This window comes from Desulfovibrio sp. GTC20076 (assembly GCF_055385905.1).
This window is the reverse complement of sequence record NZ_AP039366.1, coordinates 2,306,266-2,321,738: the sequence shown is the minus strand read 5'-3', so window position 1 is coordinate 2,321,738 and position 15,473 is coordinate 2,306,266. Positions and strand designations below refer to the sequence as shown.

Annotated in this window: 9 protein-coding genes; 7 read left to right on the top strand and 2 right to left on the bottom strand. The window is 59.9% G+C overall.

Annotated features, from left to right (window positions below):
- The first annotated feature begins 183 nt into the window (after window positions 1-183).
- Window positions 184-2,328 carry a methyl-accepting chemotaxis protein gene (locus ACZ495_RS10405; protein ID WP_041724594.1) on the top strand — a complete coding sequence of 715 codons (2,145 nt, stop codon included), beginning with the start codon at window positions 184-186 and terminating at the stop codon, window positions 2,326-2,328.
- A 334-nt stretch (window positions 2,329-2,662) separates the two neighbouring features.
- On the opposite strand, the gene traT is transcribed toward ACZ495_RS10405, so the two are convergent.
- Both traT and ACZ495_RS10395 read right to left on the bottom strand, forming a co-directional pair.
- Window positions 2,663-3,319, bottom strand: coding sequence for a complement resistance protein TraT (gene traT / locus ACZ495_RS10400; RefSeq protein ID WP_012623947.1), 657 nt, complete (start codon window positions 3,317-3,319; stop codon window positions 2,663-2,665).
- Window positions 3,320-3,763: 444 nt separating this feature from the next.
- Complete coding sequence (locus ACZ495_RS10395; RefSeq protein ID WP_464262228.1) at window positions 3,764-4,483, bottom strand: hypothetical protein; 720 nt, start codon at window positions 4,481-4,483, stop codon at window positions 3,764-3,766.
- Between the two features lie 311 nt (window positions 4,484-4,794).
- Here ACZ495_RS10395 and topA point away from each other — a divergent pair, with 311 nt between their 5' ends.
- The 6 genes from topA to ACZ495_RS10365 all read left to right on the top strand — a co-directional run bounded on the left by topA (window position 4,795) and on the right by ACZ495_RS10365 (window position 15,218).
- The gene (topA, locus tag ACZ495_RS10390) at window positions 4,795-7,041 is read left to right on the top strand and encodes a type I DNA topoisomerase (RefSeq protein ID WP_012623949.1); all 2,247 of its coding nucleotides are present in this window, start codon (window positions 4,795-4,797) and stop codon (window positions 7,039-7,041) included.
- The gene (locus tag ACZ495_RS10385; RefSeq protein ID WP_012623950.1) at window positions 7,028-8,176 is read left to right on the top strand and encodes an XdhC family protein; all 1,149 of its coding nucleotides are present in this window, start codon (window positions 7,028-7,030) and stop codon (window positions 8,174-8,176) included. The genes topA and ACZ495_RS10385 overlap by 14 nt, the downstream gene beginning before the upstream one ends.
- Window positions 8,177-8,436: 260 nt before the next feature.
- Window positions 8,437-9,075, top strand: coding sequence for a hypothetical protein (locus ACZ495_RS10380; RefSeq protein WP_012623951.1), 639 nt, complete (start codon window positions 8,437-8,439; stop codon window positions 9,073-9,075).
- 225 nt (window positions 9,076-9,300) lie between these two features.
- A complete protein-coding gene (locus tag ACZ495_RS10375; RefSeq protein WP_012623952.1) occupies window positions 9,301-10,416 on the top strand; it encodes an efflux RND transporter periplasmic adaptor subunit in 1,116 nt (371 codons plus the stop codon).
- Window positions 10,417-10,422: 6 nt separating this feature from the next.
- Window positions 10,423-13,626, top strand: a complete 3,204-nt coding sequence (locus ACZ495_RS10370) for an efflux RND transporter permease subunit (protein WP_072311409.1) — start codon at window positions 10,423-10,425, stop codon at window positions 13,624-13,626.
- Window positions 13,623-15,218: an efflux transporter outer membrane subunit gene (locus ACZ495_RS10365; protein ID WP_296984180.1), complete on the top strand. Its 1,596-nt coding sequence runs from the start codon at window positions 13,623-13,625 to the stop codon at window positions 15,216-15,218. The genes ACZ495_RS10370 and ACZ495_RS10365 overlap by 4 nt, the downstream gene beginning before the upstream one ends.
- Window positions 15,219-15,473 lie beyond the last annotated feature (255 nt).

Below are 15,473 nucleotides of genomic sequence, written 5' to 3'. Positions count from 1 at the left end.
GGAGGCGCATTTTTGCATCCTTTATGTGCGGCCTGCATGCACGAATATTTTTTTTGTGCCTCCTCGTCTGGCTGCTAAAGCTAACCGAATAAATTACCGAAAAGCTTTATGCGACCACTGATGTTGCGCGTGCGTTTGCGGCTGGAAAAAGAAACTGTTGCCCTGCTAACCAATGGAGTCTTTATGTTCGCCTGGTACCGATCCTTGCGCATGACGCCCAAGATTGTGATTCCCGTAGCCCTTGCTCTTGTTGTGTGTCTGGGGCTGCTGACCTGGCAGATTCAGACGCGCAGCAGCGCCGCTATTGAAGATATTGCCCGCCGTGAACTGGCCGCTCTCGGCGGGGCCGAGGGAAATTCCATGTCCCGGTTCCTGAACATGGCTGTTGACGAGGCGTCGGCCCTGGCTGCCGCCCTGGGGCAGAGTGTGGCCCAGAACGAAGCGCCCACCAGGCAGGGTGTCATTGCCATGATCAAGGGTATGCTTATGGGCAATGCCGATATTTTCGGGGTGGGCATTATCTGGGAGCCAGGCCTGTTCGATAACCGCGACATGCTGTATGCGGGTGCGCCGGGCAGTGACGGCAAAGGACGCTTCATGCCCTACCTTTCCAGAGGGGCCGAGCTTGTGGATCTTGGCGAGCAGGTCGACCAGCCTTACTATGTCATTCCCCGTAAAACCCGCCAGACCTACGTTTCCGACCCCATTCCCTTCAAGGTCAGCGGGCAGGACGTGCTTATGTCCACAGTGGCCTGCCCTATACTGCGCGGCAATGACCTTCTCGGTGTGGTGCTGGTGGATATTTCTCTTGCCCGGCTGCAACAGATGGTTGCGGCCGTCAGCCTGTATGGCAGCGGCTACGCTTCGCTTGTCAGTGAAAAGGGTGATATTCTGGCGCATCGCGAAGAATCCCTGGTCGGCAAGAGCATCTTCGACCTTGGCGTTGTCAGGCGCAAAGGGGCGGTTACAGAAGCGTTTACCGCCGGCAAGTCGTATATGGAAGACGTGAGCGACGCGCAGGGTGTGCTGCTGCGCTACTTTCATCCCGTTGATTTCAGGGGCGGCAGCCAGCACTGGTATCTCAGCGTGACCGTGCCGCAACGTGAAGTGCTGGCGCAAGCCAGGGATATCAGCCGCATTACCGTCATTATTTCGGCCATAACTCTGCTGGTGTTACTCGGCATAAGCTATCTTGTCATCCGCAGCGCGTTGCGCCCGGTGAACTATCTGGCGGAAACAGCCGGGATCATCGCCGGGGGCAAACTGGAGCAAAATATTGAAGACAGCCGCTTCGGCGGTGAAATGAAGGTGCTCAGCACGGCTTTGAAAAAAATGATCGCCTCTTTGCTGGAGGGCATAAGCAGGGCTGAAGCCCTTACCGGGGCGGCGCGTGAAGAATCGGAAAAGGCCCGCCTGGCCATGATGGAGGCCGAGGATGCCCGCCGGGCTGCTGAAAGCGCCCGCCGGGACGGCATGCTGGCTGCTGCGGGGCAGCTTGAAGAGGTGGTGTCGGTGCTTTCATCTGCTTCCACAGAGCTTTCGGCCCAGATCGAGCAGTCAGACCGGGGCGCTGCGGACTCCGCCCAGCGCCTTGCCGAGGCCGCTACGGCCATGAATGAAATGAACGCCACCGTGCAGGAGGTCGCCCGCAATGCCAGCCAGGCTTCAGAAGCCTCGGCGGAAACCAGAAGAAGAGCGCTGGCGGGCGCGCATATCGTGGAGCAGTCATTGCAGAGCATACGGCAGGTGCATGAGGTTTCGGGTGCGTTGCGGCAGGATATGGCGCTTCTGAACACGCATGCCCAGGACATCAGCCGGATCATGAGCGTCATCTCCGACATTGCTGACCAGACCAACCTTTTGGCACTCAATGCGGCCATTGAGGCGGCCCGTGCAGGAGACGCAGGGCGCGGATTTGCCGTGGTGGCCGATGAGGTGCGCAAGCTGGCGGAAAAAACCATGTCCTCCACCACCGATGTGGGCAATGCCATCAGGGCCATTCAGGAGAGCACCGCAAAAAGCATGGCCGGTATGGATGAAGCCGTGCGGCAGGTGGAGCAGGCTACGGATTATGCCGGTCAGTCCGGTCAGGCCCTGAGCGAGATCGTCGGCACGGTGGAGGCCACGGCGGACCAGGTAAACGCCATTGCCACGGCCAGCGAAGAGCAGTCTGCCGCCAGTGAAGAAATCAACCAGACCATAGTACAGATCAACAGCATGTCGCGGCAGACGGCCGAGGCCATGGCCGAGGCCGCCAGGGCTGTTACTGATCTTGCGGCTCAGGCTCAGGCGCTGGACAGCCTCATAGACAACATGAAGCGCGGTTGACGCGCCACGGCAGACGCCCGAACGGGCGGCTGCCCCATGCCGCCCGAAGGCCGTGTGCAGCCAGGGTCGGGCAGGCCTGCCCCTGAAACCCATCGTACCAATGGAACCGGCCGGATTTTCCGTATCTCGTCAGGAAAATCCGGCCGGTTGATTTTTGTCTAACATGGGAACAGGCACAGGCGAAAGGGCCACTGGTCCGGCTGCGGCATGCGCACGGCAGTGTTCCGGCCGGTAGCGCCGCAGGGGTGCCCATTTCGGCGGCAGCCACAGGCTGTATGTCTGATCGCTGTTCGGTCGTGCGGGCTTGCAGCCGCATCTGCCCCCGAAGCGTGGCCTATTGTGCTGCTCCGGTTCCGGCGGGGGCGGCCTGGTCAGCGTTTTTGTTGGCCGCGTGAATGGCGGTTCCGATTTCGCGGGCCAGAGTTTCTGTAAACAGGGTGGGTGCTCCGGCATCCATGCGTACCTGCCCGGGCAACAGCACGGCTATGCGCATCTGGCTGTTGGAAAGGGCATTACGGCTGGAGATGTTCTTGAGTTTGGCCCTGCTTGGCCTTTGGGCGCTGGGAACGCGGCGCTGCACCAGCAGCACGTCGGCCATGACCGTAGCGCCGCCGCTGCCCTTGAGCGCGGAAGGCGTGTCGTAGCCTGCGTCAACCATCTGCCGCAGATGTGCCGGATCTGTATTTCCGGCAGACAGCACCGTAAGCTGTACAATATATCCGGCCTCGCTGGGGTTGCCCACAATGGTGAATCCGCTGCGCTGCAGCCAGGATTCTGTCTGCGCGCGCAGACCGAAAACACGGTTGGTGTTGTCGCGCACGCTTACATAGACAGTATCCGCAATTGTATCATCGTCTTGTGCTTCCTGCAGCTTGCCCGAACGCAATACTTCCAGCTTGTCCGGGTCAGCGGCCTGACGCACGCAGGCCGCAAGCGGCACAAGGCTCAGGCAAAGCAGCAGTGCAATAAAACGTAGTCCTTTCAAAGTCATAAGAAAACCTCGGTCCTTGCCGCCAGAGGCGCGGCTGGTATTGAATGCGAAAGCGTAGGGCTTTCGCCATGCATGTTCCCGGCGGATGCATTTTTCGGGCCAGTGAACAAGTCTGTAAAAATATTTTCGTGCGCCAGGGCCGCTGTCCGCCCGGGCGCTGTCTGTTGTAAATCCTCGGAGTATGGTATGTTTCAGGAGGATTGAAGGTGGCTGCGGGCAGAGACGTCTCGCTGTCTGTTATATGTGTTGCAGGCAATTTTTCAGGGTATGCAGAATGACCGGCGTGTCTTGCCAGGCTGCAAGGCGTGGCTTCTGCCACAGCGCAGCCTGGTCATGTGGGGGAACGGTCTTTTCTCGTCCGGCAAGGGGGAACCGGCAGGCTTGGGGCTGTAACTGAAGCAAAAGGACTGTCCGCTGCGGCATCCTGACAGGGCGGCGGGCTTGTCAGGGCTTTACGGCCTTGACGATTTCACTGCTCAGCTTGTCCTCCAGGGCGGGAAGAATATCGTCGCGCCCCATGCCGGCGCCTTCGGCGCTGACGCTTACCGTATACATCTCCTGGGGCTGCTTGCCGTTACGGCCTGCGCCCACGCGGGCGCGCATGCCCCAGATGTTGCTTGTGCCGCCGTCAAGCATGCTGACGCCAAGGCCCAGCAACAGGCCGCCGCCAACGCCCCAGGCCGCGCCGCGGCCGCCGCCGGTAGCGCCGCCCACGAGCGCACCCAGCATGGCGCCGGTAGCGGTATGCCCCAAGGCTCTGCCCGCATCGGGCGGCGTACTGCGCGAACCCAGGGGGACTACCTCGTCCACCGCAACACGCAGCAGCAGGTCAGACCCCTTGGCCGAATCCGCGGGTACAAGCTCCCGCTCACTTTGCAGGTAAGCCGTCAGCATCGACTGAAGGTCGGCGTTAAATGTGGCGCTGCCGCCGCTCACGTCCACAAAGACGCTTTGCCCGGGGCTTGCCTTGATGGCGGGCAACGGTCCGGGCCTGGCTTCGGCCTGGTTGGAGCGCGGGTCAGCAGGCGAGCCGGGCGGAAAATCCGAACTGCCGGGCGCATCCGGGCCGGTATTATGGCGCGACGAGCAGCCCGCAGCCAGCAGGCAGAGCATCGTCAGGCAGATTGCCGCTACAAGGCGGTATGGTATTGGACATATGAGCATATATCCCTCATTTTGACTGGAAATTACTACTATACTACCGCAAGTGACGCACCCCTGTCCAGTTGGGTATGTCATGCTGCCATGCTTGTGGAATTGATGTGTCATCTGCCCAATAATCCAATATATTTTTCTTTTGCACCTGCCTGCCGGCCATGCGTTGCGCCGGGCATTTTTTTGCTCTTGCCGGTTCCGGGCAGCAACCCCGGCTTCACGGCCCGCACTTGACGCCTTCGGGTTTTATCGTATCTTGCCGTTACATAAAGGGCGCGCAGGACATTTTTGGCGCAGCCGGAAAGCCAATTGAGGGCAGCATGGGCAAACAGTTGATAATAGTGGAATCACCGGCCAAGGTTAAGACCATCAAGAAATTTCTGGGACCGGCTTATATGGTGCAGGCCAGTGTGGGCCATGTACGCGACTTGCCCGCCAAAACGCTTGGCGTGGACGAAGAGCATGACTTTGCGCCTCATTATGAAGTTATAGAAAATAAAAAAAATGTGGTCAGCGACCTGCGCGCCGCCGCATCCAAGGCCGAGACCGTATATCTGGCCCCCGACCCCGACCGCGAAGGTGAGGCCATTGCCTGGCATGTGGCCGAGCTGATCCGCGACAAGGCCAAGGATATCAAGCGTATCCAGTTCAACGAGATTACGGCCAAGGCCGTCAAGGAAGCGTTAGCGCACCCGCGCGAACTCAATGCCGACCTTTTTGACGCCCAGCAGGCCCGCCGTATCCTGGACAGGCTTGTGGGCTACAAGATTTCACCCCTGCTATGGAAAACCATCAAGCGCGGTATATCCGCAGGCCGTGTACAATCCGTGGCCCTGCGCCTTATTGTGGAGCGTGAGGAAGAGCGCGAGGTCTTCAGGCCAGAGGAATACTGGCTGTTCAAGGCCCTGCTTTCGGGCGAGGTGCCGCCTCCATTTAAGGCCGATCTGCTCAAGGTCAACGGCAAGAAGGCGGTCATCGGCAATGCCGAAGAGGCGCAGGCTCTTGAGGCCGCCCTCAAGGGGCAGCCCTTTGTGGTGGAAAATGTGGAACAGAAGGAGCGCGAGCGCGCGCCCCAGCCGCCGTTCATCACCTCCACGCTCCAGCAGGCGGCCAACCAGCGTCTTTCCTATTCGGCCAAGCGCACTATGAATATTGCCCAGCGCCTCTATGAAGGCGTGGAGCTGGGCGACCGCGGCCTTACCGCCCTTATCACCTATATGCGTACGGACTCCACGCGCATTGCCGATGAGGCCCGGGACGCGGCCAAGAAATTTATTGGCGAACACTTCGGCAAGGATTACCTGCCCAAGCGCGCCCGTGTGTACAAGACCAAGGGCAGCGCCCAGGACGCCCACGAAGCCATCCGCCCCGTGGATGTGTCCATCACGCCCGATGAGGTCAAGCAACACCTGCCCCCTGACCAGTACAATCTTTACCGGCTTATCTGGTCGCGCTTTGTGGCTTCGCAGATGGCCGGAGCGCGCTTTCACGACACCACTGTCACCATTGCCTGTGCTCACAGCCAGTGGCGCGCCAAGGGCGAACGTCTGCTTTTCCCCGGTTTTATGGCGGCCCTGCCCCGCGCCGGAGAAGACGCCGATTCCGATCTGCCGCCTGTGGAGGTCGGGCAGACCCTCAAGCTGGAAAAGATGGACAAGGAACAAAAGTTCACCCAGCCTCCGCCGCGCTACAGCGAGGCGAGCCTCGTGCGCGAGCTTGAAGAGCGCGGCATCGGGCGTCCTTCCACCTATGCGGCCATTATATCCACATTGCAGGACAGGGAATATGTGAGCCTGGCCGAAAGGCACTTTGTGCCTACAGATCTCGGGCGTGTGGTTTGCGGCCAACTGACCGAACATTTTTCGCGGTTGATGGACGTGGGCTTTACCGCCCAGATGGAAGAAGGGCTGGACAAGGTGGCCGAGGGCAAGGAGCACTGGGTAGAGCTTTTGCGTGCCTTTGCCGACGATTTCAATCCTACCCTTACGGCCGCTGCCAAAAACATGCAGAGCGTCAAGGGCGGCATCCCCGCCGATCTAGCCTGCCCGGAATGCGGCAAGCCGCTCATGATCAAGTTCGGCAAGGCCGGCGCTTTTCTGGCCTGCTCCGGCTACCCCGACTGCAATTTCACCAGCAACTTCTCCCGTAACGAGGAGGGCAAGGTGGAGGCCGTGGCCGCTGAAAAGCCGAAGTATGAAAAGGTGGGGCAGTGCCCCAAGTGCGGGCGCGACCTTGTCATCAAAAAAGCCCGCACAGGCAGCAGCTTTATCGCCTGCACGGGCTATCCCGAATGCAGGCATGCGGCCCCCCTGTCCACGGGCGTGCCCTGTCCGCGCTGCGAAAAGGGGCAGCTGGTGGAAAAAAGCACCAAGCGTGGCAAGATATTCTATTCTTGCGACCAGTACCCGCAGTGCGACTTTGCCCTGTGGGACAGGCCCGTACCCGGCCCCTGCCCGCGCTGTAACTCCCCCTATCTGGTGGAAAAGAAGAGCCGGGACGGCCTGAAGGTCATATGCCCGGTCAAGGGCTGCGGCTATGTGAAGGAGGAAGATCATGAGCAGGAGTGACGAACCTGGCGGCGGGGCCGTCAGTACCGGCCCTGCGGGGGCCTGTTCCGCTGACGCTGCCGGTTCCGGCGGCATGAGCGCCCCCTGGCCCGACACGCTGGAAGCCCGCGTGGCCCGGCTGCTGGGCGAAGGGGAAAGCGTGGTGCTGGTGACGGTTATCAGCCGCACAGGCTCGGCCCCCCGTGATGCCGGAACCCGTGCCCTGTATACGCAGGCCGGGCCGGAAGGCACGGTGGGCGGCGGCCTGCTCGAGGCCCGGGCCATGGAGGCCGCCGCCCAGAGTCTGTTCATGGGGCGTTCTGCCCGGGTCAGCTGCGATCTCAGCGGCTTTACTCCTGACAGCGACATGATCTGCGGCGGCGGCATGGAAGTACTGTGTGAAGTGCTGCTGCCGGAGCAGGCGGGCCTGTTCAGTCTGGCTGCTCTGGCCCTGAGCGAAGGCGTGGGCGGTGTGTGGGTGGTGGACGTGAGCCACGAAACGCCCTCGCGCAGCCTATGTCTCGACAGCCTGCCCCAGGGCGGAGAGCTGGCCGCCGGCGCGAGCCTGGACACGGCAGCAGCACGAGAGCTGGCCGCCCGGCGCAAGGGCCGTGCCGGACTGGTGGAAAAAGGGGAGTCCAGCGTTTATGTGGAACCTCTGGCTGCCCCGACGATCCTGCTGCTTTGCGGGGGCGGGCATGTTTCGCTTGAGGTGGCACGCCTGGCGCATGCCTGCGGCTTTGTTGTAGACGTCGCGGACGACAGGCCGGAGTTTTCCAATCCGCAGCGCTTTCCCATGGCGCGCCGTTGCTACGTGCTGCCGGAATACGAAAACCTGGTAAACGCCTGCGGCATCGGCCGTCACCATTATGTAGCCATCATCACGCGCGGACACGGCTTTGACCGTGAAACTCTGGCGCAGGCGCTGACCAGCCACGCCCAGTACATAGGTATGATCGGCAGCAGGACCAAGCGCGACCAGATTTATGCCCTGCTGCGCGCCCAGGGGGTTCCCGCCGCCGAACTGGCCGCCGTATGTTGTCCCATCGGCCTGACCATCGAGGCTGAAACTCCGCAGCAGATAGCGGTATCCATTGTTGCCGAACTGCTGGCCGCGCAGGCGGGCACGCTGAAGCGACTGCGCTTTGAGGAATAGAACTTCTTCGCGCCTCTGCCCGTAACGCAACTGTTCTTTTGCCGTATCCGGCGCGCCGCGTGTACAGGCATGCGGGTGCTGTTCCAGTCTTTTTCTGCTTGCCGCACTGTCAGGCGGCTCGCCTGGGTGGCAGGATTTTGCCTTCGGCCGGGTCGGTCTCCGGTTTTTTACAGGGTTTTCCACGTCAGGGGGCGCACTCTGCGTCCTTCCTTGACATTTTCTGACGCTCGAGACACTGTGAGCATGCGGAGGCGTGTTGTATGAGTTTTACCATTGTCGCCGCGCTCATTGTGTTTTTGGTCTTCATTTATGTGGATGCCAGGCGCAGAACAGCGCAACATCTTCAATGCATTGCCGAAGAAAAAAGCAGTGTCGCCACTGCTTCGGGCATGACGGCCAGTGTGGGCGTTTTTTATCCGGATGTGCGCACGGCTGTGGTCATGGGGGCTTCGGAAGATACCGGAGCCTGCTATTATAGAGTGTTGCGCGAAGGAAAGGTCATCAATCGCAGTAAAATCAATCTTGCCAATATTGTGCGGGTTGATCTGCTGCTCAACGGCTCTCCCCGGGATTTGCCGCTGGAGTCCCAGCAGGCCACCAGTTTTCTCAAGGCCACAGAAATCGCCGGTAAAGGCATCAGTACATTTTCCACAGCAGAATTGCGGGCGCTGCAAAAAGCAGCTCTGCGTCTGGTCTTTGTGGATGGAAACGGCGCAGAAAAAATGTTGGAAATCACCGTGTTGCGCATGGGCGATGAACGGCACAGGTTCAAGAGGCTGGAATTGCTCAAAGACGGCATCTGGTGGTATGCCTTTCTGAACAGTGCTGCCCGTAATGCCAGGCTGTGGCATGATGAGCACGAATTGGCGGAACACGACGGCAACATTGGGCAGGAATAGGGTATAATTTTTTATCTAATAAAATCAGTATGTTGCGAGAAAATAATACGGTGTTACAACATGCTGATTTCATTAAGTATTTTTGCAGTCTTGCTCTGACCCCCTTGCGGGGCGGCTCGATTGCTTTTTGCAATGAACTGTGTTTTTTACATTGATGCTTCGCCCGATTTTGTATGCCGGGCGGTTTTTTCAGCGTGCCGAGTCACGCGTCTTATGGAGTAGTTCATGACAAGCAGACAGCTGTTCTCTCTTCCTCTTGCCCTGGCGCTTTGCCTCGCGCTGGTCGCCTGCGATAGTGAAAAAAAAGCCCAGCAGGGGGCCATGCACCTGCCCGTGGCAATTTTTGATGTTGTAGCCCGCGATGAACCGTGGCCTGCCGAATATCAGGCGCAGGCATCCGGCTCGCGGGCTGTTGAAGTGCGCGCGCGGGTTGAAGCCATTATTGAAAAGCGGCTGTATGAAGAAGGCGATTATGTGGAGCAGGGCCAACTGCTTTTCCAGTTGGAACGCGACCATTACGAAGCGCTCATGCAGCAGGCTCAGGCCCAGTTCACCAATGCCGAACGGGAATGGCGGCGGGTGCGCCCGCTGTATGAAAAGAATGCCGTGTCGCAGAAAGAGCGCGACAATGCCCTGGCCGCCTATGAAAGCGCCAAGGCAGCCATGCGCCAAGCCAAGATCAATCTGGATTACTGTCAGGTGACGGCCCCGGTCTCCGGCTACAGCAGCAAGGAAAACTACACCCCGGGCAACCTCGTGGGCAACAATTCCCTGCTTACCTACGTGAACCAGACCGACCCGATGTACATCGATTTTTCCATTGCCGCTCCCGAGCGCATGACACGCCAGAACCTGGCCGCCGAAGGCCGCCTCGCGCTGCCTGCCGAAGGCCGTTACAAGGCGCGGCTGCGGCTGCTTGACGGCAGCATGTACAAGGGCGAGGGCGAAGTGACTTTTATTGACAGCCAAGTACAGCCAAGCACCGGCGTCATCAAGGCCCGTGCGGTTTTTGCCAATGCTGACCGCAGCATCATGCCCGGTCAGTATGTCCGGCTGTATATGGATGGCGATATCCTTAAAAACGCCGTGCTTGTTCCGCAAAAGTGCGTACTGCTGACCCAGAAGGGTTCGCTGGTTATGGGCGTGGACAAGGACGACAAGGTGTATCCCATTCCCGTGGTCGTTGGTGTGTCCGTTGGCGACAAATATCTTGTGCTTGAGGGTCTCAAGGGCGGCGAACGCATTATCAGCGAAGGCATCATCAAGGCCCGTCCCGGCACACAAGTGAGCATAATGCCCTCCGGGGGCGAACAGCCCCGGGATGGCGCGGCTAAGAAGTAGGTAAGTATGGCTGTTTCCACAAAGCCGAATTTCTTTTTACGCAGACCAATTCTTTCGGCGGTCATATCCATTGTCATCACTCTGGTGGGGGCGCTGGCCATGCGGGCATTGCCCGTGGCCCAGTACCCCGACCTGGTGCCTCCCACGGTCAACGTCAGCGTGGTGTATCCCGGTGCTTCCGCGGAGACCATCGCGTCTACCGTGCTGGCCCCTCTGGAAGTCAATATCAACGGCGTGGAAAACATGCTCTACATGACTTCCACGGCGGCTTCCGGCTCTGGCTCGGGCAGCATCAACGTCTACTTTTCGTTGGGTACAGACCCGGATATGGCCCTTGTCAACGTCAACAACAAGGTCAACCTGGCCCAGACGGTGCTGCCCGAAGCGGTGCGCCGCCAGGGCGTAAGCGTGCTCAAGCGTTCGCCGGCCATGCTGCTGGTGTTTTCGTATTTTTCGCCTGATGGCCGCTACGACCAGGTGTTCATCAACAACTGGGCGCAGATTAACGTGGTGGACGCGCTCAAGCGCGTGGAAGGCGTGGGTGACGTAACCATATTCGGCAGCATGGACTACGCCATGCGCATCTGGTTGCAGCCCGACAAGCTGGCGAAGTATGGCGTGTCCGTCAATGAAGTTGCCGCCGCCATTCAGGAGCAGAACTCGCAGTACGCTCCCGGACGCCTGGGCGAAATGCCCTCACCAGATTCCACACAGCTTACCTGGCAGATCGACACCCAGGGCCGTCTGGTCACGCCGGAAGAATTCGGCGAGATCATCGTGCGCAGCGGGCCTGACAGCGCCATGCTGCGCCTCAAGGATGTGGCCCGTGTGGAGCTGGGCGGCAAGGACTACAGCGTCACCTCGCGCTATAACGGCATGGTGGCGCGTATGGGCGCCGTCTATCTGCTGCCCGGGGCCAACGCCATCGCCACCGGCGACCGTGTGCTGGACAAGCTGGCCGAAATCGGCCTGACCATGCCTGACGGGCTTGATTACACCATTCTTGTGAACACCAACGACTTCGTGCTTGAATCCATCCGCGAAGTGGTCTCCACCCTGGTGGAAGCCATGATACTGGTGTTCATCGTTGTGTATGTGTTTCTGCAAAGCTGGCGCGCCACCATCATTCCCTGCGTGGCTGTGCCGGTCTCCATTATCGGTACGTTCGCCGGGCTGTACGCCTTTGGCTATACCATCAATACTCTTACGCTTTTTGCCATGGTGCTTTCCATCGGCATCGTGGTGGACGACGCCATCGTGGTGCTGGAAAACGTGGAGCGCATCATGACCACGGAGCACCTGCCGCCCAAGGAGGCCACGGCCAAGGCCATGAACGAGGTCACGGCCCCCATTGTGGCCATTGTGCTCGTGCTGTGCGCCGTGTTTATTCCCGTATCCTTTATGGGCGGCCTGGCAGGGCAGATGTACAAGCAGTTCGCCATCACCATTTCGGTGTCGGTGGTTCTGTCGGGCGTGGTGGCGCTGACGCTCACCCCCGCCCTCTGCGCCCTGCTGCTCAAGCCCCACGACCACAGCTACAAACCGCCCAAACCCTTTGTGTGGTTCAACAGGTTCTTTGACAGTGTAACTACAAACTATGTGAACATCGTTAACTACCTCAAGGCTTCCAGCCTGCGGGCCTTGTCGCTGTTTGCCGTCATGATCCTCATTTGCGTGTGGCTGTTCAGGGTCGTCCCCGGCGGCCTCGTGCCCAATGAAGACCAGGGGTATATCCTGGGTATGGCCATTCTGGACGACGGTGCCTCGCAGCACCGCACAACGGCCGTCAACAAGGTTCTCAACGACTTTCTGCTCAGCAACCCCGCTGTGCAGAGCATGGGTACCCTGTCCGGTCTGGACATCACGTCCATTTCGGTCAAGAGCAACTACGGCACCTTCTTTGCCCTGCTCAAGCCCTGGGGTGAACGTAAAAAACCCGAAATGTCGTCAGACGCCGTGTTGCAGACTGTGGGCGCGGTTACGCTCATGCAGCCCGAAGCGGTGGTTATGGGCTTTGCACCGCCGCCCATCAGCGGCATGAGCACCACGGGCGGCTTTGAAGGTTACATTCAGATGCGCGGCACCGGCAGCCTTCAGGACCTGGAAAATGAGACCAACCGTCTTGTACAGGAAGTTATGGCTGTGGATGCCGACGGCAAACGCAAATATCCGGCCATCGGCATGCTGCGTAACCTGTTTTCCACCGGTTCTCCCCAGTTGTACGCCAACCTCGACCGTGATCGCTGCAAGGATATGGGTGTTCAGATCAGCGACGTGTTCACGGCTATGGGCGGCACCTTTGGCGGCGCGTACGTGAACGACTTCAACTATATGGGCCGTACCTTCCAGGTTCGTCTGCAGTCCGAGGCCCAGTACAGGGTTCTGCCCGAAGACCTGGGCAACGTGTACGTGCCCAACAACAAGGGCGAGATGATCCCGCTGACCGCCGTCATGACCCTTGAACGTCGCACCGCCCCCCAGGTGGTGGAACGCTACAACGTCTTTCCTGCGGCCCACGTTATGGGTGCTCCCGCCCCGGGCTTTTCATCGGGGCAGGCTCTGGACCAGATGGAAGCCGCAGCCAAGGCCATTCTGCCCACAGACTACAGTCTGGGCTGGGTTGGTTCAGCCCTTCAGGAAAAGCTCGCCAGTACGGACACCACGGTGATCTTTGTTCTGGCTCTGGTCATGGTCTTCCTGATTCTGGCGGCGCAGTACGAGTCGTGGTCCCTGCCGCTTTCGGTGCTCACGGCCGTGCCCTTCGGCGTGTTCGGCGCTTTGCTGGCAACCTGGGCGCGCGGCCTTTCCAATGACGTGTACTTTCAGGTGGCTCTGGTCACACTGGTGGGTCTGGCAGCCAAAAATGCCATCCTTATCGTGGAATTCGCGGTAGAGGCGTGGCGCGGCGGCCGTAGCCTTGACGCGGCGGCGAGCTTTGCCTCGCGGCTGCGCTTCAGGCCCATTGTCATGACCTCTCTGGCTTTTATTCTTGGCTGCGTGCCTTTGGCAATCAGCACAGGCGCGGGCGCCAACAGCCGCCACGCCCTGGGTACGGCGGTCATTGGCGGTATGCTGGCGGCCACGTGCATAGCCACGCTTTTTGTGCCGTATTTCTTTAAGATAATCATGCAGATATCACTGAAAATACAGGGCAAGACAGATCCCAACGCCGGTAAGGACTTTACCGGGGATGGACAGGAGGATCTATGAGTTCCATCAGTAATGCCGGTCGCATGCGTCTGACGGGGGCAGTGTTTGTCCTGTCGGTATTCATGCTTTCGGCCTGCTCCCTTGCGCCGCGCTACGAACGGCCTGAAATGGATATGCCCGCCCAGTGGCGCACGGTGGATATGGGCGCCGCCCCGCTGAACACTGACTGGTGGAACCGCTTCAATGATCCGGTGCTTACCGCCCTGGTGGACGAGGCGCTGAAGAACAACCAGGATATTGCCGAATCCCTTGCCAAGATCGATTCAGCGGCCTCGCAGGTGGGTATAGCCACTGCGGATCTGCTGCCCTCGGTCAGCGGCTCGGCTTCGTCCATGGCTCAGGGGGCTTCGGAAAAAACGCCCAACACCATGCCCTTTGACAAGAGCGGTCTTTCCCGCACCACGGCCACCAATCAGGCCGCGCTCAGCGCCTCGTGGGAGTTGGACCTCTGGGGCAAGAACCGCAATAACTACACCATGCTCAGCGATGTGCTCATGAGCACGGTCATCGGGCATGAGGCCCTGCGTCTTTCGGTGGCAGGGCAGACGGCCCAGAGCTACTTTGCCCTGCTGGCCCTGGACATGCAGCTGGATACGGCCCGCCGTACGCTTAAAACCCGCGAAGATGCCTTCAGCATCTACAGCAGCCGTTACAAGCAGGGTGACATTACCGAGCTTGACTGGCAGCGCGCCCGTGCAGAGGTTGAAATCGCCCGTGCCCAGGTGCACACCAGCACCGTGGCCGTGGACAGGGCCGAAGCCGGACTGGCCGTGCTGCTCGGGCGTTCGCCCCGTGATATTATGGAACGCGGCATGCCGCGCGGGCAGGCCATCGGCATGCTGCCGTCGCCCCCCGTGCTGCCTGAAGGTCTGCCTTCCGACCTGCTGCAGCGCAGGCCGGACGTGCGTGCCGCCGAATTCATGCTCATGGCCAATAACGCAAATATCGGCGTGGCCCGTGCCCAGTTCTTCCCCTCGGTGTCCCTTACGGGTATGCTGGGTACGGTCAGTGCGGCCGTGGGCAGCCTGTTTACCGGCCCTGCCGGAGCCTGGAGCTACGGCGTCACCGGTTCCATGCCCCTGCTAGATTTCGGCCGCACCTGGTACAACGTCAAGGATGCCGAAGCACGTAAAAAGGCTTCTGTGGCCGTATACCGCAAAACCGTGCAGACGGCGTTTGAAGACATGCGCACATCGCTGACCGCCCAGCGCGAGGCCGACGCCATCGTGCGCAGCATGCAGATCCAGGTGGAAAGCCTGCGCCGTGCCACTACCATTGCCCGTCTGCAGTACGACAACGGCTATACGGACTACCTGACCGTTCTGGATGCGGAACGCCAGCTTTTTGCTGCCGAACTGCAACTGGCATCGGCCCTGCGTGACCGCCTGGACAACGTCGTGAGCGTTTGCATGGCCCTTGGCGGCGGCTGGAACGACCCCGGCGCCAGCCCGAGCTTTCCCGTGGTCAATACCGAAAAACTGCTGAATCAGGAAACAAGCGCCGGGGCATCCGGCAAGTCTTCGGGCAAGGCCGCGGCCGAATCCGCGTCTGCCGCGCCTGAGGCCAGACCACAGGGTGGCGTGAGCCTGTAGGGCTGCCTGGCAGACTGCGCTATGAATGTAATGCCCCCCGGCCAAAAGGCCGGGGGGCTTCGTTTTTTGCGTATTCACTTTTTGTTTTGAACCGGGCTGTTCGGCGGGTCGCCATATTTTCTGCAAGGCCGACAGCCCGGTGGGCTGCTTCGCCCTGTGCCGTTTCGGCCATTTTTTATAAAAAAATGTACCCCGCATTCTGGTTTGTATTTTTGGGTAAAAATATTTCCACAGTTTTGCGGTCAGCTTTACAAG